This is a genomic window from Zwartia hollandica, from assembly GCF_019923725.1.
GTDB lineage: Bacteria > Pseudomonadota > Gammaproteobacteria > Burkholderiales > Burkholderiaceae_B > Zwartia > Zwartia hollandica.
Window position 1 is genome coordinate 55,796 of record NZ_JAHXRI010000001.1, and the last position, 21,912, is coordinate 77,707.

Here is a 21,912-nt window from a genome sequence, read left to right on the forward strand (position 1 = left end):
TCTCTTAAATAATTCCGCGGGATTTCCAGTCGGCCTGCTTGGTCGCGTCAATGCCTAATGCATCTAGGATCTCGCTTGTATGCTGTCCCAGCGAAGGCGCCTCGCGAGTAATTTGTCCGGGCGTGGCGCTGAGCTTTGGAACAATACCCGGAACTGCGACGCTTGATCCGTCTGGTAGCTTCGCTTCCAGAATCATATCTCTTGCTTGGTAATGTGGATCGTTTGCGATATCAGCTGCATCGTAACTCTTGCCTGCAGGCACACCTGCTTTATTCATCAGTTCGAGCACTGAATCCAAATCATGCTGACAGGTGAAGTCAGAGATCGCTTGGTCGATGCGCTCAACGTTTGCTGCGCGCCCTACGTTATTTGCAAGCTCTGGATCGTTCGCAAGCTCTGGTCGTCCGATCGACTCCATGAGTCGCTTGTAAATACTGTCACCGTTCCCAGCAATGAGTGCGTAGCGCCCATCTTTGCACAGGTAGGCATTGGTCGGAACGATACCTGGCATGCTGGCACCGGAAGGCTGGCGTACTGCTCCAAACTTGGAATACTCTGGCAAAAGGCTTTCCATCATGTTGAAGACTGACTCATACAGGGCGACATCAACCTCTTGGCCCAAGCCACCTTGTTGTTCGCGGTGGCGCAAGGCCATCATCACACCAATGACGCCATGCAGCCCAGAGAGTGTGTCGCCGATGGATACGCCCACACGAACGGGTGGTCGCCCCGGCTCGCCGCTTAGGTAGCGCAGTCCACCCATCGCCTCGCCGATCACGCCAAAGCCCGGTCGGTCTCGGTATGGCCCCGACTGCCCATAGCCCGATACGCGAAGCATGATGAGCTTAGGGTTAATAGCGTGTAGGTCTTTGAATCCTAAACCCCACTTTTCCATTGCGCCTGGTCGAAAGTTCTCGATCAAAATGTCAGCATCACACGCTAACTGTCTAATGATCTCCTGACCTTCCGGGGTGCGCAAATCTAATGTCAGCGAACGTTTGTTACGTGCATGCGCAGCCCACCACACTGAAGTACCTTCGTGAATCAGACGCCAGCCCCTTAAGGGATCGCCCCCTGATGGTGGTTCCACCTTAACGACATCTGCGCCAAACTCAGCGAGGATCTTTGATGCGAATGGGCCAGCGATGAGTTGACCGAGTTCAATGACCCGAAGGCCTGTAAGAGGAAGTGACATAGCGTTAAGTGTGTGAGTGCGTTAACCAAGGTGCTGTGGATAGATGCTTAGCTTCAAATACATCGATGGATGCTTGATAGCTCAGAGTGAGGTCAATCTCATCGAGGCCTTTTATAAGACACTCTTGCCAAAATGGATCGATACTAAAGGATAAGGGCTTGCTGCTTTGAATCTGTTGGATCGTACAGGTATGCAAATCGACAAACATAGAAATCGGCTGGTGTGGCCTAATGCGTGCATTGCCTGCCTCGGGGTCTGGACGCGACAGAATATCGATTTCACTTTGTTGCAGTCGAATGGGAAGTAGGCCGTTTTTCAAACAGTTGTTAAAAAAGATATCACCAAAACTTGGCGCAATCACAGCGCGAATACCGAAGGCTTCAAGAGCGTAGACGGCAGCCTCCCGGGAAGATCCACAGCCGAAGTTTTCGTCTGCGATCAAGATATTTGTGCGACTGAATGCAGGCTGATTCAACACAAACGCAGGGTCTGCAAGGTTGCTTTCGTTAAAGCGCAAATCGTGAAAAAGATACTTTGCGTAATCGGGGTCAGTCCGACTCCGTTTCAAGAAGCGCGCAGGAATAATCTGATCCGTGTCGATATTTTTGCCGGGGATCGTGGCGGCTAGGCCTTGTAGTTGTGTAAACGCACGCATCAGGCTATTCCTTGGGTAAGCGGCGGACATCAGACAGCCTGCCAGTTACGGCTGCAGCTGCTGCCATCGCAGGGCTCATAAGGTGAGTGCGCACGCCTGGCCCTTGCCGTCCGACAAAATTGCGGTTTGAGGTAGAGGCAACGCGTTCTCCGGGCCTTGCGAGATCACCGTTGATACCCACGCACATTGAACAGCCTGCGTCACGCCACTCAAGCCCTGCGTCAATGAAAACGCGGTCTAAACCTTCTGCCTCCGCTTGACGTTTGACATCCATCGAGCCAGGAACAACCATTCCAGGGACAGAGGATTTGCGGCCGCGGAGAACGTTTGCGGCATTGCGCAAGTCGCTTAGCCGCGCATTGGTGCAAGATCCGATGAAGACCCGATCGATCTTGATTTGGTCAAGACGCTGTCCAGGGGTTACACCCATGTAGTGCATCGCGGCTACTGTGCTTGCGTCTCCGTGATGCACATCCGGTACACAGTCTGTGATTGGGAGCGCCTGCTCGGGGCTAGTGCCCCAAGTAACCATGGGCGATAACGCACTGACATCGATTGAAAGGCTGCGGTCGTAATGGGCGGTTTCGTCGGAGTATAGTTTTCGCCAGTCGTTGACTGCGGCGTCCCACTGCGCGTGTTGCGGCGCGAAAGGGCGTCCATGCAGGTAGTTGAAGATGGTGTCGTTTGGCGCCATGATGCCAAAGCGCGCTCCGGCTTCAATGGTCATATTGCACATGGTGAGACGGTCATCGATTGTCAGTGCTTGCAACGCCGAGCCACAATATTCAATCGCTTGGCCCGTCGCACCTGAAGTGCCTAAGGTGGCGATGAGTGCAAGAATAATATCTTTGCCACTGACGCCCGGAGCGGGCGTACCCTGTAGCTCGATTCGCGTGCAAGGAGGTTTGGTTTGCCAAAGTGACTGTGTCGTCAAGATATGGCAGCTTTCAGACTGGCCAACACCGAACGCGATGGCGCCAAACGCACCGTGGGTGGAGGTATGGCTGTCACTGCAGGTTAGGGTTGAACCCGGCAGGGATATACCTTGCTCCGGCCCAACGACATGCACGATGCCTTGGCGTGGATCCTGAAGAGAGAAGTAATTGGCACGGCTCCAGCGCATATTCTCGTCAAACTTGAGAATCATTTCTGTTACCTCCTGGGTAACAGCCCCTTGCGGGCTTCGGCTGGTCGTTGGTACGTAGTGGTCGGCCACACCAAAAATTTGCTTGGGGTTTTTGACGCTTAAACCTCGTTCTTTCAGCTGTGCGAAGGCATGAAAGGATCCTTCGTGGATGATGTGCCGGTCGATATAAAGGAGTGACGGGCCGGGCGCGCGCTCGACGATGACATGACGTGCCCAGATCTTCTCAAACAGTGATAGCGGCTTGTGGGTTGAGTTTTGCATTGTGGCTGATCAAAGGGCGACTTGGCCTTTAGTGGACGTAATATGGGCGTCTGTTTTTGAAGGCACAGGATCAATATGTGTCATCAGATTGAGTACGCGGTGTCTTTGCATTACAGCTTGACGAGCAGCGAGGCCAATATCGTGGCCGACCTCGACCGTGAGGTAGGCGTCAACTTCAATATGCGCGTCGACTAGGATCATATCGCCCATCTTTCGTGTGCGTACATCATGGACACCTAAAACGCCAGGGGTCTGGAGAAGTGTCGCGGTAATGGCGACAACCTCTTGTTCGTCTACCGAACGATCCATTAAGTCATGAAAAGCCGTTGAGCCAAACTCCCAACCCATCTTTCCGATCATCAGGCCAACAACTAAGGCTGCAATAGGATCAAGAATCGGGTGTCCTAAAAGATTGCCAATAATTCCAATTGCGACGACCAGCGAGGACGCAGCATCTGATCGTGCATGCCAGGCGTTTGCGACCAGCATGCTCGATTTAACTTGCTTTGCAATTCGTAGCATGTAGCGAAACAAAAGTTCTTTCGTCAGGAGTGCCCCACCCACGACCCACAAGGCTGAGGCGTGCACCGTCGGAATGGAGTCGGGGTCCTTTAGTTTTTCGAAGGCAGCCCAAAGCATGCCTACTGCGACGGCAATGAGCAGTGCACCCAAGACCATTGAGGCGGCGGTTTCAAAGCGCTGGTGCCCATAGGGATGGTCTTGATCTGCATCCTTCTGGCTGTGATGGCTGGCAAAAAGCACGACAAAATCACCGATTAGATCCGACAGCGAGTGAATGCCGTCGGCGATGAGCCCCTGCGACTTTGAGAAGATTCCGACTACGATCTGGGTGAATGATAAGACCGTGTTGACGCCCACGCTAACCCAAGTGCTTTTGTTTGCGGCCCGTCTGCGCTGTTCCAGTGTGGCGCTGGAGTCTTCACTGTCGTCTTGCAAATCGGGCAGATTCATTTTGTAAAGCACTTTTGTGCGGTGAACGCTAGAGTCGTATCGTAGCATTTGAGCGTGTTTTACAAGGAAAATCCTCTGTTTGGTGGGTTTGTGTCCGGTATGATTAGGCTTTTGCCTGATGCGTCGCTGCATCGTCGCTTTTTGGACTGAGGACTCACCGAATGAAAGCTGTGTTTATTGATGCAAACGCCTCGTTGGCCGATGTTGCGCAACGCTTGCACCGATCAGATGACATCCCTTACTTAATCAATCGACAAGCTGATATCAAGCCAGAAGAAATTCCTGGCGTCATGGGTGACGCTCAGATCCTAATTGTGGATCACACGTCGGTCCCCACGGCGATCGCTAAACAATGCAAGGGACTCAAGCATGTCGTATTTCTGGGAACCGGTGCACGGTCCTACATGAACCCAGAAGAACTCGCCGAAATAGGGATCGAGGTGCACATCATCAAGGGCTACGGAGATACGGCGGTGGCTGAGTGCGCGTTTGCCTTGATGTGGGCCAGTGCAAAAGGCTTTGCACTCATGGATCGCGGCATGCGTGCGGGTAACTGGCTTCGCACCGATGCTGTGCAGCTCACAGGCAAAACGCTTGGCTTGATCGGTTTTGGAGGCATTGCCTCCGAGATGGCTCGCCTTGCGCTGGGCGCTGGTATGGAGGTGCTTGCCTGGAATAGGACACCAAAGTCGCATCCGGGCGTGAAATTCGTGGAGTTGGATGATTTGTTAGCGCGCAGTCGGGTGATCTCGCTGCACTTACTCCTTAATGATGAAACTCGTGGCTTTGTTTCTCGCGCGCGCATTGCAAAGATGCAGGATGGAGTGATTCTGATCAATACGGCTCGCGGTGCTGTGATCGATGAGACTGCCTTGCTTGAGGGGTTGAAGTCGGGGAAGGTTGGTCACGCTGGTTTGGATGTGTTTGATGTTGAACCATTGCCCAAGGACCACGCGTTTACTAAGGTTGAGAACGTTACGCTATCTGCCCATTCGGCATTTCGCACGCCTGAGGCGAGCGATAACCTGATTGAGGCTTCCTTAAATCACTGCCGTCGGATTTCCGGTCAAGGCACCATTCGTTAAACGAGGTTTACATGAACAACATTATTCGTAGATTTAAAGTCGCTGCAGCCGTTGCACTCACAGCATTCACCGCGACAGGTTTTGCCCAAGCTGATGCGTGGCCAAGCCGCGCAATCACCATTATCGGTGGGTTCCCCGGCGGGGCAGGAACAGATATTTATGCCCGAAAGCTGGGTGACTTACTGACGAAGTCGCTGAATGTATCGATTGTGGTCGACAGCAAAACAGGTGCAGGTGGAAATATTGGTTCTGACTTCGTCGCGCGCTCAGCGCCGGACGGCTACACCTATTTATTAGGAACGGCGGGTACCCATGCGATCAATGCCGCTCTCTACAGCAAGTTAAGTTTCGATGTTGAGCGTGATTTCACTCGGATTGCATTGCTTGGCGATGTGCCCAATGTTTTACTAATCAATCCTAAAAAACATCCGGATATAAAAACCTGCGCGGACCTACTCGCAGCTGTTCGTGCAAAGCCAGGCACCTTTAATTACTCATCAACTGGCAATGGTGCTTCAACACATTTGTCCGCAGCACAGTTCGCGAACGCAGCCAAGATCGATATTGTGCACGTTCCTTATCGTGGTCAAGGACCCGCCATGTCCGCTCTGTTGGCGGGTGACGTAGACCTGTTTTTGAATCAGAGTGCGCCTGCGATTGCCTCAGTCAAGGGCGGGCGTACGATTGCGTTGGCAGTGACAAGTGCCCAGCGTTTAGCGGCACTTCCTGATGTCCCGACTGTTGCTGAGGCTTGTAAGCTCCCCGGTTTTGAAAGCAGCACTTGGTATGGGTTATTTGGCCCTGCAAAGCTTCCGACTGACGTAGCGAACAAAATGAGCGATGCTGTTTTAAAGATCGTGACAACGCCTGAGTTCAAGTCTTGGTTAATTGACACTCAGGGCATCACGCCTGCCGTCGATCCGAGTCCAGCGGCCTTCGCGAGAGTGCATCAGGCGGATATAAAAAAATGGGCCGAGATCGTAAAAGCCTCTGGCGCAAAGGTTGATTGAGCTAATTTTGCATCTAAAAAAGTTAACCTATTTATCTAAAATAATGTCGTATTCCATTGAAAAAAAAGGTAAATTTCTATTTACCTTTTTAGGGATGGGAATGTTGACGCTGTCGGGTTGCATGGTGGGTCCGGACTACGCACGACCGGACGCAAAGGTGCAGACACAGTTCAGCCAACCTACCAAGTCTGAGTTTACTGAAGAGATTCCGACGCACCCCGGAACACTGTTAAATCCCGTGCAATGGTGGATGGGCTTCAATGACCCCACCTTATCCACTCTCTTAGCGCGAGCAGCAAAGGATAACTTATCCCTGCAAAATGCCGCGCTTAGGATTTATCAGGCGCGTGCGTCGCTAGGCGTGGCCGATGCCACTTTGCTTCCGACAGTTGGTCTTGGCGGCAGTGGGGCGCGTACAAATCAACCCTCAGCCTTGACTCAAGCGACAGGGGCCTCTCCCTACTCAAATTCGCAAAGTTTGATTGTGCAAGCGAATTGGGAGATTGATTTTTGGGGTAAGTATCGTCGAGGCATAGAGAGCGCAACGTCTTCGCTTATTGCAACGGCGGCTGCTTTTTATGCCGCGGACGCCTCTCTGGCCTCTGAGGTGGCAAATACTTATATCAGCATACGCAATTACGAAGCACTCAAAGTTGTTGCAACAACCAACTTAGCGCTACAGGCCGAAAGCTTGCGTATCGCGCAGTCGCGGTATAGAAACGGCGCGACGTCCCTGCTCGATCTAAGTCAGGCTCAGTCACAGTACGAACAGACCAAGGCAGATATTCCAGCCATCATTGCTTCGCTGAAAAAGTCTCAATATGCAATGAGCTTGTTGTTAGGAGAGTTACCGAACTATTACGAGTTGAATTTCGGAAACACGAAAGGGACGATCAAGCCCCCCCGCGCCTTAGAGGTCGGTATCCCGAAAGACTTGTTGCGGCGTCGTCCTGATGTGCTGCAGGCCGAGTATGCAGCGGCAGCACAGTCAGCGCTGATCGGTGTGAATGTGGCAGCCCTTTATCCAAGTTTTTCCTTGAGTGGTTACTTCGGATTTCAGAACGCCACCTTTAACAATTCCACGCAGACGAGTTTGTTTTCCTGGGATAACCGAAATACCTCGATTTCTGGCAGCTTTATGTTTCCACTCTTTTATCGCGGCGCGATCATTGATCAAATCCGTGTGCAAGACGCCGTCTTTCAGCAAAGTGTGCTGACCTATCAGAATCAGGTTTTGCTGGCGCAGAAGGAAGTGGAGGACGCGTTGATCTCTATATCGACGACCCGCAGCTCAGCAGAGGATCTTAAGAAGTCTGTGACTGCTGCACAGCAGGCCGCATCGCTCGCGCTTGATCGGTACAAGGCCGGCCAGAACGACTACAACACAGTAATCATCGCGCAGCAACAGTTACTGGCCGTACAGAACAGCTTGGTGCAGACAACCACGAATAATTTGCTGGGCTATGTTGCTGCGTTTAAGGCCCTAGGGGGCGGGTGGTCAGGCAATATGTCCATGCCGCAATTACCAGAACAAATGGTTCAGACGATGCGTGAGCGCAGTGATTGGGGCACTGCGCTCAACGACCCATCTGACTTGAGACTAGTGAAGTCTAGCGAGACGATCAAATGAAGATGACGATGACCAGAAAACTCCATGCTGCAGTACTTGGTTGCGGGGCAATGCTCGCGTGTCTTTTTTTGGTGGGTTGTAAACCCCCCGCGCAAGCCCCAGTGACGGCGCCCGCGAAGGTCACGGTTGCAAAGCCCGTGCAGCAAAGCGTTCGAAGTTATGAGGTGTTTGATGGAAACGTATCTGCGTTACTTTCTGTGGACTTGGTTGCCAGAGTGCCAGGCTATTTAACCAAGATTGAATTCGCGGATGGTGCCTACGTCAAAAAGGATCAGTTGCTCTTTGTCATTGAGCAGGATCAGTACATACAGCAAGTGAATTTAACGAAAGCCGTTTTTGCAGAGGCTAAGATTGAAATCGATCGTCAGAAGGCGCTTTTGAAAGATAACGCGACCTCCCAAGCCTCTGTCGATAAAGCCAACTCCGCCTATTTGCAGGCTGAGGCGAACTTTAAACTGGCGCAATTGAACCTTGGATACACGGAAGTACGCGCACCCTTTGATGGTTTGATGGGTCGCCATTTGATCGATATTGGTAACTATCTTGGCTCGAGCCCCCAAGGCGTCAAGCTTGCGACAATCCAGAAGATAAATCCAATCTATGTCTATTTCTCTATTAACGAGCGCGATTTGCTCAAGTTCACGAGTTCCGTTGGGACCGCGGATCAGCGCAAGTCCATGATCAATAAATTACCAGTCTCGGTGGCGCTACAAGGGGAGCAGGGATACCCGCATTCTGGTGTGCTTGATTTCGCGGCGAATTTGCTCAATACCTCAACTGGATCATTGCAGCTGCGCGCGGAACTTCCAAATACGCAGGTAAAGTTATTGCCGGGCCTATATGCCAAAGTGAAAGCGGACTACGGCGATCCCCGGGACGCAATACTTATTCCCAATGCGACGATACAGACTGATCAGCAAGGTGACTATGTTTTTGTGGTCGATGAAGCAAACAAGGCACAGCGACGCAACGTCAAACGTGGTCAACGATTTAGTCATTTGATCGAAGTAACGAGTGGCTTGACTGCCGGCGACACGATCATTGTCAACGGCTTTATAAATGTCAAGCCTGGGCAAGTCGTTTCGGCAGAGACGACGACGCTGCAGCCACATTCTCGCTAGTGCGATCAGACTGGATTTTTCATGCTTTCTAAATTTTTCATCGAGCGCCCCGTACTCGGTAACGTAATCGCTCTGATCACGATGCTGATTGGCGCAGTATCGATATTTTCTTTGCCGATTGCGCAATACCCGCCGATGACGCCACCGACGGTTCAAGTCACAACCATGTGGCCCGGTGCGAGTGCATCGCTGGTGCAACGCTTAGTCGCGAGCAATATCGAAAATCAGGTAAACGGTGTAGAGAATATGCTCTACATGCAGTCGGACTCGACTAACGACGGTCGCTACACGCTGACGGTGACCTTTCAGGTGGGCACTGATCCAAACATGGCGCAGGTGACGGTACAGAACCGCGTGGCGATCGCGTTGGCTGCACTTCCTGCTGCGGTTCAAAAGCAGGGTGTAACCACTAAGGTGCAATCTACTGCAATCTTGCAGTTTGTAACTTTGACCTCCAGCAATCCTGAACATGACGCGTTGTTCCTTAGTAACTTTGCAAACCTCCAGCTGCAGAATCGTTTGGCACGTATTCCGGGGGTGGCGGCAGCGAACGTCTTTGGGGTGGGCAACTACAGTATGCGCATTTGGTTAGATCCTGCCCAACTGGCGATGCGGGGTCTTTCACCTACTGATGTGTCGACGGCGATTAGTCGCCAAAACGTCATGCTTGCAGCGGGACAAGTAGGTGCCCCTCCTGTCCCGATGGGTCAGGATTTTCAACTAACGCTCAATGTCACTAGTGCGCTAGATACACCCGAGCAGTTTGAACAAATTTTGCTTAAAGTGAACGAACAGGGCGAGACCACGCGCCTGCGGGATGTTGCGCGTGTAGAAATGGGAAGTCAGAACTATAGTCAGTTTTTTCGCTTAGACGAAAAGCCTGCTGGAGGAATCGCAATCTATCAGCAGCCGTCTGCGAATGCGATCGATGTCTCCAAGGCTGTTAGAGCTGAGCTAGAAAGGGTATCGAAGACTTTTCCAAAAGAAATCAAGTGGGAGATTCCGTTTGACACAACCATGTTTGTGTCTGCTTCCATTACTGAGGTTTATCACACGCTTTTCGAAGCGGGGATTCTCGTCCTGTTAGTGATTATGCTTTTCTTGCAAGACTGGCGTGCCACGCTTGTACCAGCGACAACCGTACCTGTGACGATTATCGGTGCATTTGCCTGCATGGCAGCAATGGGCTTCTCGATTAATTTGTTGACGCTTTTTGCAATTGTTCTATGTATCGGTATTGTGGTGGACGATGCGATCGTTGTGGTTGAGGGCGTTGCCAAAAAGGTGGAACATGGACAGACCCCTCGACAGGGGGCGATCAATGCCATGAATGAGCTCTTAGGTCCGATTATTGGTATCACGCTTGTATTGATGGCGGTGTTTTTGCCGGCATCTTTTATCGCAGGTATTACGGGCCAGATGTACCGTCAGTTTGCACTTGTGATTGCTGCCACGGCGCTGATCAGCGGAATCAACGCGGTGACGCTCAAGCCGACTCAAGCCGCTCAGTTCATCACTCCCAAGGCACCGAACGCCAAGAAGAACTGGTTCTTCAGTAAGTTTGACTATTATTTCGAAAAGATATCGAGCTGGTATGCCGGTTTGATGCATGTGCTGATGGCGCATCGCAAGACGACCTCTGTGGTCGGGGGGCTCCTGATTATCGGGGCAATTATTGGCTTGATTCGCCTGCCGACTGGCTTCATTCCCAACGAGGATCAAGGGTATCTAATCGTATCTGTTCAGTTGCCAGATGCTTCTGCGCTCGAGCGGACACAGTCTGGTATGGCCATGGTGGTTAAACAGCTTGAAAAGGTTCCAGGTGTGGATCGGGTTGTATCGATCGGCGGAGTCAATGCCTTGAGCAATAACAGCTCCCAGTCCAACACCGGTGTGATGTATGTCATTTTGAAGTCGTGGGAGGAGCGAGGCAAGGTCAAGGGACAGGACTTAAAGTCTATTTACATTGGGATGACGCAGGCGATAAAGGCGGTGCAGGAAGTGACGGCACAGGTATTGTTGCCGCCGGCAATTCCTGGTTTGGGTCTGTCTGGCGGCTTCCAGATGCAGCTACTGCTGACAGACGGTAGCAATAATTTCAAAACGCTTGAAGCAGCAACGGAGCAGTTTCTTGAGGCTGCCCGCAAGCTGCCTGAAATCCAGGGAATCTTTACTCCGTTTCGCAACAACGTTCCTCAGCTTAAATTGACATTTAATGCAACGCGAGCAGAGACACTTGGCGTATCACTAGGTGATGCTTACGATGCGCTTCAGGCCTCCGTTGGTTCTACCTATGTCAATCAATTCTTTAAGTTCGGACAGACGTATCAGGTGTTTTTGCAAGCTGATGGAAAAAGCCGCATGACTGCGGATCAGATTAGCCGCATCTATGTCAAAAACAAGTCCGGCAACATGGTTCCTCTAGGTTCCTTTATCGATATTATCGAAACAACCGGCCCCGCGATTGCATCCCAATACAACATCTACCCGACTGCGGCGGTGCTCGGTGCGGCAGCGGCAGGCTATAGCTCAGGCCAAGTGATTTCGGCGCTCGAGCAACTCGCGGCAGTCAACTTGCCTGAGTCCGTGACATACCGCTGGACGGCAATGTCCTACCAAGAGAAGTTGGTGGGCAACACGGTGGCGCTGGTATTTGCGCTATCCATCTTACTTGTCTACCTCGTTTTAGCCGGTCAATATGAGTCTTGGTCTGCTCCAATATCCGTCATTCTTGCTGTACCACTAGCCTTGGTTGGTACGGTAATCGCACTCTTCGCGACTGGTCTGCCGAACAATATTTATGTCCAGATCGGGCTGGTGTTAATGATTGCCCTGGCCTCCAAGAATGCGATTTTGATTGTCGAGGTTGCGCTGGAAGAGTGTAAAAAAGGTTTGTCCCCCATGGATGCCGCACTCAAAGCCTCTCACGAGCGGTTCCGACCGATTGTCATGACCTCGATCGCTTTCATTCTCGGTGTCGTGCCATTGCTGACCGCGTCGGGCGCTGGTGCTGCGGCGAGGGTCTCGATCGGCATCACCGTGTTCAGCGGCATGATCGCTTCGACGTGTTTAGCGGTGGCGCTGGTTCCAGTATTTTTTGTTCAAATTCAAAATATGACACTGAAGCGCCAGTCTAAGCGCGAGCAACAGGCGCTATCGGAGTCAGTGACAGAGCAGCCAAAGGAGTAAAGGATGACTAAAGTGATTCAAGCAGGTGACGCGGTGGGCTTAATCGGGCTAGGTGTCATGGGCCGTGGTGTGGCGTTGAACTTAATAAAGTCTGGTTTCAAGACCTACGGACGAGACGTTAATCCGGAGTCGCTGAAATGGTTGGAGTCGGTGGGGGGTATAGCTGCGAAGGATCCCCAAGAGCTCGCCGCACATTGCAAGGTTGTGGTGAGTTTTGTAGTGAATGACAAACAAACTGAGGATGTTTTGTTTGGTAAAGACGGGTTGGCCTCGCTGCTCGCCCCAGACTCAGTCTTTATTGCATGCAGTACCATGCCGCCCAAGTATGTTCATGATCTCGCTGCACGGTTGGCTCAGAAAAAAATTCACCTGGTGGATGCGCCAGTCAGTGGCGGTCAAGCGGGTGCACTCAAGGGATCGCTAACAGTCATGCTGGCGGGCGATCCTGTTATCTGTGAGCGTGTTCATCCCGTTCTCACCAGTTTTGGCGGAAAGATCTTTCCTCTTGGTGCTGAGCACGGTAAGGGGAGTCAGATGAAGGTGATCAATCAGCTGTTGTGCGGTGTGCATATCGCTGCCGCCGCCGAGGCTCTTTCGATGGCACAGCAGAGTGGCTTGCCTTTGGATGTGTCGCTCGAGATCTTAAAGAGTGGCGCGGCGTCTAGCTGGATGCTCGGTGATCGTGGCCCGCGCATGGTGACACAAGATTTTGATACCGTGACTTCAGCAGTGGATATCTTTGTTAAAGATATGAGTTTGGTGCTTGATAGCGCACGTGAAGGTAAGTTTCCTGCATCGATGGCGCACGCTGCGTACTTGCAATTCATCAAGGCCAGTGGGGATGGACTAGGCAAGTTAGACGATGCCGCTGTCATGCGTAACTACAATAAAAAATAATCAGAGCTCAAGGATAAGTAAATCATGGCAAGAATACCGTATGCAGACTTGAATAATCCTGAAGCCAAGCCGCTGGTTGAGCGCATCGTCGCAGAGCGTGGCGGAGTACTACACCTATACCAGATGCTTCTTCACAGCCCGCCCGTGGCAAGTGGCTGGTTGAACTATCTTACGGCGATTCGTCAGCAAAGCACGCTGAGTGGCGCGCTGCGCGAATTAGTAATCATGCGTATCGCTATATTAAACGGCGCACCCTACGAGGCCGAACAGCACGCACCGATTGCCTTGAAAGAAGGCGTGACGCAAGCGCAGCTCAACGATCTCGCATCCTGGCAAGAATCTGTTTTGTTTGATGCGACACAGCGTGCTGTGCTGGCTTATACAGACGCTATGACACGCGACATACATGTGTCACCAGAAATTTTTTCTGGTGTGAAGGCGGTACTCAGTGATCGCCTACTTGTTGAATTGACGGCGACCGTTGGTGCCTACAACATGGTTTCACGCTTTCTCGAGGCCTTGCAAATTCATTCTCACGATCCACGTTAGCGTTGCTGGTAGAGCCAGTCTGCGTGCTTCAGTTCGGGCTCGATGTGTGACCCCGGGGCCGACTCTACGCATAGAGCGATTAGATGCTCCGCTTTAATGCGCGCTTGCCAGATGGCCCAGTTTTTTTTACCTAGGTCTGGGTCATCCACACGAATCAGCGCGGGTGGCTGTGTGGCTGTTCCTGGCCTAAAGGCAAAGGACTCCAGTGGGCACGACAGTCCCATCCCTATTGCTTTGATGTATGACTCTTTGAGTGTCCAATACTCAAGAAAGCGCGCGCTTTTTTGATGTTCGGGCTGAGCAATGAAGTCAAGCACCTCTTCAGGCGCAAAAAATCTTTCTGCTATGTCTGCGTTGGTCTCTTGACGTCCAAGATACTCAACGTCAACACCAAGATCGCGACTGAAGGCTAGGGCAAGGACAGCCAGTCCTTGGGTGTGTGAGAGATTGAAACGTAGGTCTATCTGAGTAGGCAGATTTACGATGTGAGGTTTGCCATATTCGTTCACTGCAAACTGCCATTGCGCTGGCGCACGGTCTGCCAATAAGCTTAAGGCACCTCGCATTAAGGCGTGGCTCACCAAGTACGTGTGGCGATGCCTATCAAAACGAAACCGATCATGAACAGCGCGCTCTTGTGGTGAAAGCCAAGAGAGGAACTCAGCACATCGCTCTGGATCAGAAACCGATTCGGGCGCAATGTACCAGATCAGGACCCCTTCGAAGGGGGTTGTCAAAGGTTCTTGGTGCAATCGTTTAGTCAGCCTTAATGTTGGCTTTGCGTACAAGGTCCTGATAGGCATTGATCTGCGACTGAATGTACTGCCCAAAGGCCGCTGGGGTTGGGCTGGGTGCCATCTCAATGCCCAGAGCAATAAACCGCTTTTGTATTTCTTGGGACGTGAGGATTTTACTGATCTCGGCATGAAGCTTGTTAATAATTGCCGGTGGTGTGCCTGCGGGTGCGAAGATGCCATTAAAGGTTGAGTCGTTGAACCCCTTGAGACCTGATTCATCCAGTGTAGGTACGTCAGGCAAGATTGGGGACCGTGTTTTACTCGTTACACCTAAGGCGACAAGTTTCCCGTCTTTTACATATTTGGCAGAGGTGCTGACTTGATCAAACATAAAGGGAATCTGTCCGCCTAATAGATCAACCATTGATTGCGCATTTCCCTTGTAAGGAACATGCAAATAAGAGACTTTTGCTGCATCGCTAAAGAGCTCTGCCGCGATGTGACCGGTTGATCCGTTACCAGAGGAGGCATAAGCCATACTGTTTGGCTGTGTCTGCGCAAGTGCAATGAATTCTTTGAGAGTTCGAACTTTGACTTTTTCGGGGTTCACAACCAAAACCATTGGGATCTGGCAAGTTAAGGTAATTGGTGCGAAGTCTTTCATCGGGTCATAGCCCGCATTCTTTACAAGAATTGATGCTGTCACAAATGTCGTGGAGTGAGCCAGCAAGGTGTAGCCGTCAGCAGGCGCTTTAGCGACTAAATTTGTGCCAAGCAAGCTACTGGCGCCTGGACGATTTTCGACGATCACCTGTTGCCCGAGAGCTTTGGATAGTGGCTCAGCAATACTTCTGGCAACGATATCGACATTGCCTCCGGCCGCTACAGGAACGATCAGACGAATAGGTCGATTCGGGTAGTTCGCAGCATCTTGTGCGATGCCGCAGAAGGGAAGTAGACAGAGTGAGACGATGGCGAGGAAACGTTTCATGGGCATTCCTTCAGCAAAAAATTAAAAGTCGTAGAGGCGGGCAGGGTTATCGACTAGGATTTTCTTGGCGATATCCTGCGTCTTCGCCCAACGCGCAACTCGCCGAATGGCTGCCATATTGTCCTCAGGATGAGACTTTTCAATGAGAGCCGGGTTGCGCACCGTGCCCTTGGGCGGAAACGGATGAGGCCAATCTGTACCCCAGAGCATGCGGTCTGGGTTTGCAGCAATGAGTGCTTCGGCAAAAGGGTCGAGATCTGAGTAGCCAGATACTTCGGACACACGATAGCCAGCGGATAGCTTGACGTAGACTTTTCCCGAGCGTACGAGAGATAAGAGGGCATCAAAGCCAGGCTGATTCAGTCCCGCCGCAGCATTCAATCGTCCAAAGTGGTCAATCACAACGGTGGCTGCGGATTGCATAATCGTTTCGTGCAAGCCTACGATCACACCTAGGTTGGTATACATCTGAATATGCCAACCAAGCGGGGCAACTTGCTTTGCAGTGCGCAACAACTGTTGTTGGGCGATGCTAGGATCGTTTTGTCCAACGGTTTCTAAATTCAAACGCGTACCTCGCACGCCCCCTTGATGTAGCGTATTTAGCATCTCTGTACTTGTCGTGTCACTGATTACAGCAACACCGCGTGCGTTCTTACCGATAGTGCGCATTGCCCAAAGCAATGAAGAGTTGTCATCGCCATAAGGGCTGGGATGTACGATCACCACGCGCTCGACACCTATGTCACGATGCATCGCGAGCAGACTCTCTACAGACGCTGTGTCAGGGGTGTAGTGCCTATTGGCGGCAAAAGGAAATTGTGATGCGGGTGGGAACACGTGTGTGTGGCAATCGCAGATTCCGGCAAGAGCAAATGGAGGATTTGCGCGAAAATCTAACGTTGTAGTCTCGTTCATTAGGCGGTCCTCAAGAGGCGTAGTGTGGATAACCACCGGGCTCGGCGTCTAACAAACGCAGCATCGCGTGCCATTCAAGTTCGCCATAAGGGCGGCGTACATTAGGTTGATATAAGTGTGCCGATTTCTCCAAAACTTCTTTCGAAGGAAGGCTAAGCTGTGTCCCAGCCGCCATGGCGTCAACCTGCGCGCGGCAAGACATCTCGAGTTGATACATGAGGTTGAAGGCTTGAGGAACTGACGCACCGCTTGTCAATAGGCCGTGGTTACGCAGAATCATTGCGTTGTGGGCACCTAGGTCTCGCACTAGGGCTTCTCTTTCAGCTAGGTCTACTGCAGGCCCTTCAAAGTCGTGATAACCAATGTGATTATTGAAGCGGCTCGCGGTTTGCGTCATGGGTAAGAGGCCACAAGACATGGAAGAGACAGCCATCCCGGCGCGTGTGTGGGTATGGATGACACATTGAATATCAGGGCGGGCAGTATGAATGCATCCATGAATGACATACCCTGATTTGTTGATTCCGTAGTCGGTGTCTGGCTTGCGTACGATGTCACCTTCAACAGTGATGCGCACTAGGCTCGATGCCGTGATTTCCTTGTATAACAAACCGTAGAGGTTGATCAACAGATCTTCAGTGCCGGGGATCCGCGCGGTGATGTGGTTATAGATCATGTCGGTCATGCCGTATTTATCCATCAGACGATAACAAGCGGCTAGCGCAACGCGCGCTTCCCATTCCTCGGGGCTGACCTTTCCTTTCAAGGGTTCGAATTGAGTGGAAAACTTACCGGCCATGATGATCTCCTGATAGATATTTCGGCCAATAGTAAACCTTTGGCCGACGGGGTACTAGTTGTTACTTAGCGAGATTGTTATGCGGGCGATGCAACGACAATATCTGCTGCATCAAGAGGTTGTGATTGGTGAAATTGCTTAATATTACGGAACATGTGGCCGACAATATGTGGGACGTTGTCGTAGACTCCACCCGCAGAGTGGGGTGTCGCGACCACTTGATCCATATGGAACAAGGGGTTAGTTGCGCTCGGCGGTTCACCGCAAAAAGTGTCAAGACCAGCGCCGGATAGTTGTCCTGTTTCCAGTGCGTGAACAAGGTCCGGTTCATTAACCAGCTCGCCGCGTGCTGTGTTGATGAGGATGGAACCTGGTTTCATTTTTCTGAACGTTGCAGCATTGAAAAGCTGTCGCGTCTCGGGTGTGAGCGGTGCGTGAAGGCTGAGGAGATCGCTTTGTACCAGGAGTGTATCAAAGTCAACGTACTGCGCATGGAACTGAGCTTCGATATCGGCATCAACCCGGCGACGGCTGTGATAGATAATCTTGACTTCAAAGCCTCTCAAACGCTTAGCAACAAAACGTGCGATGTTGCCAAAGCCATAGAGTCCAACTGTCTTACCATCTAACATTGAACATTCTGTGCGCAGTTCGGTGGCAATCCACTTGCCTTCTTGCAGGCTTCGATGTGCGAGTGGTAGACGTCTTGACGTGGCTAGCATTAGCATTAGCGCGTGTTCAGACACAGGGATCGATGTTGCGCCAGCAGTGATTGCAACCGTTACCCCTGCGCTTCGCGCTGCGCTTAGATCAATCTTGTCTACGCCGATTCCCCATTTTTGAATGAGCTTGAGTTTTGGCGCTAGCGCAATAAGTTCAGCAGTCACATAGGTGCCGACAGCCATGATGACTGAAGCTTCCGGAACCATCTTACGATGCTCAGTCTCGTCGTTTGTTTGGGCAAAGGCGATTGTGAATCCATCGGGCAGCAAACTGCGTACAACCTCACGCGTCGGCTCTGCCATGGGCGTTAAAAAGGCGATGTGCTGCGACATAAGGGGGTCTTTACTGAATTTATGATGCCTGCTCAGGCAAGGTGAATTCACCGCGCTCGACGAGCAAGCTCTTTATATCTTTTTTTACAATTTTTCCGTAGCCAGATTTTGGCATGACATCCCAGAAAAAGAATTGACGTGGCCAACGATATTTGGCACAACGATCTTCAAGGTATCCGAGGAGTTCTACTTCACTGACGGCTGGTCCGTCAGCGCGACGTACGATAACTGCGACACCGATCTCACCCCATTTAGGGTCAGGCATGCCAACGATTGCAATCTCTGCAACACCTGGATGGGTCAGAAGTACTTCTTCGACTTCTTTTGGGTAGACATTCGAGCCGCCAGAAATATACATGTCTGATTCACGACCCGTGATGTAGAGCAGGCCTCGCTCATCCATTCTTCCGAGATCACCAGTATGGAACCAACCACCGCGCAAGGCTTTCTGCGTGGCTTCTTCGTTACCGTAGTAACCAGCAAAAACAGCGGGTCCACGTACGCAAATTTCACCAATTTCGCCGCGGGCAAGCTCTTGCATCTTGTCGCTCAGAATGGCAACTTCCATGCCAACGCGCGGGCGTCCGCACGATCCAATGTTCGCGTTCGGATCTGCATCGTCAGCGCTGTGCATCTCGGGGGGCAATACCGTGATGTTTCCAGTCACCTCGCCAAGTCCAAAGTACTGGACAAGCACCTTGCCGAGTTTTTCTAGAGCGCGCTTTTGGTCGGCTCGGTACATTGGTGCGCCAGCGTAGATGACATAGCGTAGTGAGCTGTGGTCATACTGATCCACAGCTGGGTGCTCGACCAACATTTTGATGATGGTAGGAACAGTAAAGAGATTGGTAACTTTATACCGCTCGACGCATTCCCAAAACATCGCTGGATCGAACTTTTCGCTAGGCATAAGTATGGTGGCAGCACCGCGCGCGACATTAAGCAAGGCATGAATGCCCGCACCATGTGAAAGTGGTGCAACAGCGATAGAGCAGTCGCGTTCGTTGGTTCCGGGAATCAGATCAGCTAGGTGATTGTTCACTACAAAGGCCATCTGACCGTGGGTCAAAATACCTGCTTTGGGTTTACCGGTCGTGCCGGAGGTATAAAAAAACCAGAGCGGATCGTCGTAGGTAACTGTTTCGGACCACTCGGGGGCAAGCGCATGCTGCGATATTAGCGTTTCGTACGACAGCTCGCCCGCGCGCGGAGTGCCGATCACAATGACATGCTGCAACGTGTCAGAAGCAGCGCGCACGGCATCGGTGTGCGCGTGAAAAACATCCTCAACAATCATTGCGACCGCACCACTCGAGGCGCCGAGATAAGCGACTTCAGGTGGGGTGAGCCGAAAATTAGTCGGGACCCATACGCAACCAAGTTTGAACGCAGTCCAGCAGTTCTCAAATGTTTGAAGACTGTTGCGCGATTGTAAAAGAATGCGGTCGCCTTTCTTTATACCTAACTTGCGTAGCGAGGTAACCATGGCGTTGACGCGCTGGTTCAGCTGCGCCCACGTCCAGGATGTATCACCTTGAATGAGAGCGCGATGGTTCGGGTAGAGTTGAGCCGTATGGGTAAGTAAACGACCCAGATTCATCGACTGCGCAAGATTCACACAGACTCCAAGACGCTTAGGTAGTTCGCGACGGACGCGCCGCCCATGTTGAATACCGCGCCAGCATGCGCGTTTTTAATCTGCATATCACCGGCTAGGCCAGAGAGTTGCATCGCCGCCATCACATGTTGTGACACGCCGGTCGCTCCGATTGGGTGGCCGCGAGACTTCAAGCCGCCGGATGGATTGACAGGCAGCTTTCCACTCTTTGTCGTGACGCCGTCCAAAATGACGCGTGCCCCTTGTCCCTTTGGCGCCAGCCCCATTGCTTCATACTCAAGCATTTCTGCAATCGTGAAGCAGTCGTGCGTTTCGACAAAATGGAGGTCATTCAATGACATTGATGCATCGCTAAGTCCTTTTTTCCAAGCAAGCGCGGCTCCTTCGAAAACTGTTGGATCACGTCGCGACAGAGGCAAAAACTCATTGACGTGTGTTCGCGAGCGCCAGCGTACCGCTGGGACTTTCGCACCGGGGAGAGGCTCATTTGAAAGGACAAGTGCGGCCGCACCATCGGATACCAACGAGCAGTCTGAACGCTTGAGAGGGCCGGCAACGAACGGATTTTTTTCGGATGGATTGCGACAAAAATCGAAACCTAAGTCACGACGCATGTGTGCGTACGGATTGTGTACGCCGTTTGCGTGGTTCTTCGCAGAAATCGCAGCAAGTGCATCGGACTGATCTCCGTAACGCTTAAAGTATTCTCCAGCGATCTGTCCAAAGACTCCCGCAAAGCCGCCTTCAGTGTGGCCTTCCTCCTTAACATAGGAAGCCTTGAGTAAGATTTCCCCAATCTCTTTATTCGGGAGCGTATTCATCTTTTCCATGCCGACAACGAGGGCGCGTTTGATACGTCCGCTCGCCAGCGCATCAAGTGCGGACCAAATAGCCGCTGAACCGGTCGCGCAAGCGTTCTCCATACGAACGGCTGGAGTATGTCTAAACTCGGGGATCGCAATGCCCATCAGCGCACCGCTAAAGTCTTGCTGAACGAAACCCGCGTTGAAGTGTCCGACAAATATTGCGTCGATATCCGAGGGCGTTAGTCCCGCACTTTCGATCGCAGGTAAGGCCGCATCGCGGATCAATTGGTCGAAGTCCATATTGTCTAGTTTTCCGAAGGGTGTATGACCCCAGCCGACGATATATTGTTGCTTCATGTGTCACCTCGAAAAATTAGTAAAGATGTTGTGTGCGCGCCAGGTTAACCAACGCTAGTCAGATCGAATCAGTCTGTGCTTTACGCAGTGTCGGTATGCCGACGCCCGATGCATCAAAGCCACCATCCACAGCCAGGCACTGTCCGTTGATAAATGCTGCCGCGGGGCTGCATAAAAAGCCAACGGCATTTGCGATCTCTTCGGGCGTACCGTATCGATTCATCGGAATTGTGTCGTAGTAGTCAGAACGGATCGCTACGCTGTGCACAAGTTTGGCCATTTCGGTATCAACAGGACCAGGGGCGACCGCATTTGAGCGAATACCCACTGTGCCAAGTTCGACAGCTTGCTGTTTGGTCAGGTGAAGTAGTGCTGCCTTACTAGTGCCGTACGCCACGCGTAAGGTACTGGCGCGTAAACCGGATATTGACGCGATGTTTACGATTGCGCCGCCGCCAGCTTTCTTCATATAAGGCACACAGGCCTGCGAACAAAGAAAAGCTCCATCCAAGTTTGTTCCCAGTACATGTCGGAATTCTTCAAAGGTGGTTTCGCCGATTGGCTTGAATACAGCGACACCAGCGTTGTTGACTAAGGCATCAATACGGCCAAACTTTTTCGCAACGGCGTCGATGCTGGCTTGCACTTGATCTGGTTTAGAGACGTCGCAGGCTAGCGCAAGCACGCGCTCAGGATTGTGGAGCTCCGCCTCTGTTTGCGTCAGGGTGCTCATCCCTATGTCTAGCAAGGCGACACGATAATCATGTGCTAAAAACCATTTTGCAATAGCCAAACCAATGCCTCGGGCGCCTCCAGTGACGACGGCAACCGGACGTGTAGTTTGCGTTGTGCTCAAAATTGAACTCCTGAAGGGTGAAGGAAATTAGCGAGCGAATAGTTCAGGGTCCAACTTTAACAAA

Annotated in this window: 19 protein-coding genes; 7 read left to right on the plus strand and 12 right to left on the minus strand. The window is 51.8% G+C overall.

Annotated elements, in window-relative coordinates; genetic code table 11:
* Nucleotides 1-4: 4 nt before the first annotated feature.
* Genes KZZ10_RS00260 through KZZ10_RS00275 form a run of 4 tightly spaced genes read right to left on the minus strand, consistent with a single transcriptional unit; the run spans nucleotide 5 to nucleotide 4,230 of the window.
* Nucleotides 5-1,195: a CaiB/BaiF CoA transferase family protein gene (locus tag KZZ10_RS00260; protein ID WP_259659488.1), complete on the minus strand. Its 1,191-nt coding sequence runs from the start codon at nucleotides 1,193-1,195 to the stop codon at nucleotides 5-7.
* A gap of 4 nt (nucleotides 1,196-1,199) precedes the next feature.
* Nucleotides 1,200-1,850, minus strand: coding sequence for a 3-isopropylmalate dehydratase small subunit (gene leuD, locus KZZ10_RS00265; protein WP_259659489.1), 651 nt, complete (start codon nucleotides 1,848-1,850; stop codon nucleotides 1,200-1,202).
* 4 nt (nucleotides 1,851-1,854) lie between these two features.
* Nucleotides 1,855-3,258 carry a 3-isopropylmalate dehydratase large subunit gene (leuC, locus tag KZZ10_RS00270; RefSeq protein WP_259659490.1) on the minus strand — a complete coding sequence of 468 codons (1,404 nt, stop codon included), beginning with the start codon at nucleotides 3,256-3,258 and terminating at the stop codon, nucleotides 1,855-1,857.
* A 9-nt stretch (nucleotides 3,259-3,267) separates the two neighbouring features.
* Nucleotides 3,268-4,230, minus strand: a complete 963-nt coding sequence (locus KZZ10_RS00275) for a cation diffusion facilitator family transporter (protein ID WP_259659491.1) — start codon at nucleotides 4,228-4,230, stop codon at nucleotides 3,268-3,270.
* Between the two features lie 161 nt (nucleotides 4,231-4,391).
* Here KZZ10_RS00275 and KZZ10_RS00280 point away from each other — a divergent pair, with 161 nt between their 5' ends.
* Genes KZZ10_RS00280 through KZZ10_RS00310 form a run of 7 tightly spaced genes read left to right on the plus strand, consistent with a single transcriptional unit; the run spans nucleotide 4,392 to nucleotide 13,711 of the window.
* The gene (locus KZZ10_RS00280; protein ID WP_259659492.1) at nucleotides 4,392-5,315 is read left to right on the plus strand and encodes an NAD(P)-dependent oxidoreductase; all 924 of its coding nucleotides are present in this window, start codon (nucleotides 4,392-4,394) and stop codon (nucleotides 5,313-5,315) included.
* 11 nt (nucleotides 5,316-5,326) lie between these two features.
* Entirely contained in the window at nucleotides 5,327-6,325 is a 999-nt protein-coding gene (locus KZZ10_RS00285; protein ID WP_259659493.1) for a Bug family tripartite tricarboxylate transporter substrate binding protein, read from the plus strand.
* A 43-nt stretch (nucleotides 6,326-6,368) separates the two neighbouring features.
* Entirely contained in the window at nucleotides 6,369-7,955 is a 1,587-nt protein-coding gene (locus KZZ10_RS00290) for an efflux transporter outer membrane subunit (RefSeq protein WP_259659494.1), read from the plus strand.
* An 8-nt stretch (nucleotides 7,956-7,963) separates the two neighbouring features.
* The gene (locus KZZ10_RS00295) at nucleotides 7,964-9,076 is read left to right on the plus strand and encodes an efflux RND transporter periplasmic adaptor subunit (RefSeq protein ID WP_259659495.1); all 1,113 of its coding nucleotides are present in this window, start codon (nucleotides 7,964-7,966) and stop codon (nucleotides 9,074-9,076) included.
* Between the two features lie 21 nt (nucleotides 9,077-9,097).
* On the plus strand, nucleotides 9,098-12,265 hold the full coding sequence (locus tag KZZ10_RS00300) for an efflux RND transporter permease subunit (RefSeq protein ID WP_259659496.1): 3,168 nt from the start codon (nucleotides 9,098-9,100) through the stop codon (nucleotides 12,263-12,265).
* Nucleotides 12,266-12,268: 3 nt separating this feature from the next.
* Nucleotides 12,269-13,162, plus strand: coding sequence for an NAD(P)-dependent oxidoreductase (locus tag KZZ10_RS00305; RefSeq protein WP_259659497.1), 894 nt, complete (start codon nucleotides 12,269-12,271; stop codon nucleotides 13,160-13,162).
* 24 nt (nucleotides 13,163-13,186) lie between these two features.
* Nucleotides 13,187-13,711 (plus strand): carboxymuconolactone decarboxylase family protein, encoded by a 525-nt coding sequence (locus KZZ10_RS00310; protein ID WP_259659498.1) that lies wholly within the window; start codon nucleotides 13,187-13,189, stop codon nucleotides 13,709-13,711.
* Here KZZ10_RS00310 and KZZ10_RS00315 read toward each other — a convergent pair.
* The 8 genes from KZZ10_RS00315 to KZZ10_RS00350 all read right to left on the minus strand — a co-directional run bounded on the left by KZZ10_RS00315 (nucleotide 13,708) and on the right by KZZ10_RS00350 (nucleotide 21,848).
* Nucleotides 13,708-14,448 (minus strand): 4'-phosphopantetheinyl transferase family protein, encoded by a 741-nt coding sequence (locus KZZ10_RS00315; RefSeq protein WP_259659499.1) that lies wholly within the window; start codon nucleotides 14,446-14,448, stop codon nucleotides 13,708-13,710. The genes KZZ10_RS00310 and KZZ10_RS00315 overlap by 4 nt on opposite strands.
* A gap of 19 nt (nucleotides 14,449-14,467) precedes the next feature.
* Complete coding sequence (locus tag KZZ10_RS00320; protein ID WP_259659500.1) at nucleotides 14,468-15,439, minus strand: Bug family tripartite tricarboxylate transporter substrate binding protein; 972 nt, start codon at nucleotides 15,437-15,439, stop codon at nucleotides 14,468-14,470.
* A gap of 21 nt (nucleotides 15,440-15,460) precedes the next feature.
* Nucleotides 15,461-16,357 (minus strand): amidohydrolase family protein, encoded by an 897-nt coding sequence (locus KZZ10_RS00325; RefSeq protein WP_259659501.1) that lies wholly within the window; start codon nucleotides 16,355-16,357, stop codon nucleotides 15,461-15,463.
* 10 nt (nucleotides 16,358-16,367) lie between these two features.
* The gene (locus KZZ10_RS00330; protein ID WP_259659502.1) at nucleotides 16,368-17,156 is read right to left on the minus strand and encodes a class II aldolase/adducin family protein; all 789 of its coding nucleotides are present in this window, start codon (nucleotides 17,154-17,156) and stop codon (nucleotides 16,368-16,370) included.
* Between the two features lie 77 nt (nucleotides 17,157-17,233).
* Nucleotides 17,234-18,211: a 2-hydroxyacid dehydrogenase gene (locus tag KZZ10_RS00335; protein ID WP_259659503.1), complete on the minus strand. Its 978-nt coding sequence runs from the start codon at nucleotides 18,209-18,211 to the stop codon at nucleotides 17,234-17,236.
* A 19-nt stretch (nucleotides 18,212-18,230) separates the two neighbouring features.
* A complete protein-coding gene (locus KZZ10_RS00340) occupies nucleotides 18,231-19,811 on the minus strand; it encodes an acyl-CoA synthetase (protein ID WP_259659811.1) in 1,581 nt (526 codons plus the stop codon).
* 14 nt (nucleotides 19,812-19,825) lie between these two features.
* Nucleotides 19,826-20,992 (minus strand): acetyl-CoA acetyltransferase, encoded by a 1,167-nt coding sequence (locus tag KZZ10_RS00345; RefSeq protein ID WP_259659504.1) that lies wholly within the window; start codon nucleotides 20,990-20,992, stop codon nucleotides 19,826-19,828.
* A 58-nt stretch (nucleotides 20,993-21,050) separates the two neighbouring features.
* Nucleotides 21,051-21,848, minus strand: coding sequence for an SDR family NAD(P)-dependent oxidoreductase (locus KZZ10_RS00350; protein WP_259659505.1), 798 nt, complete (start codon nucleotides 21,846-21,848; stop codon nucleotides 21,051-21,053).
* Nucleotides 21,849-21,912: the final 64 nt, after the last annotated feature.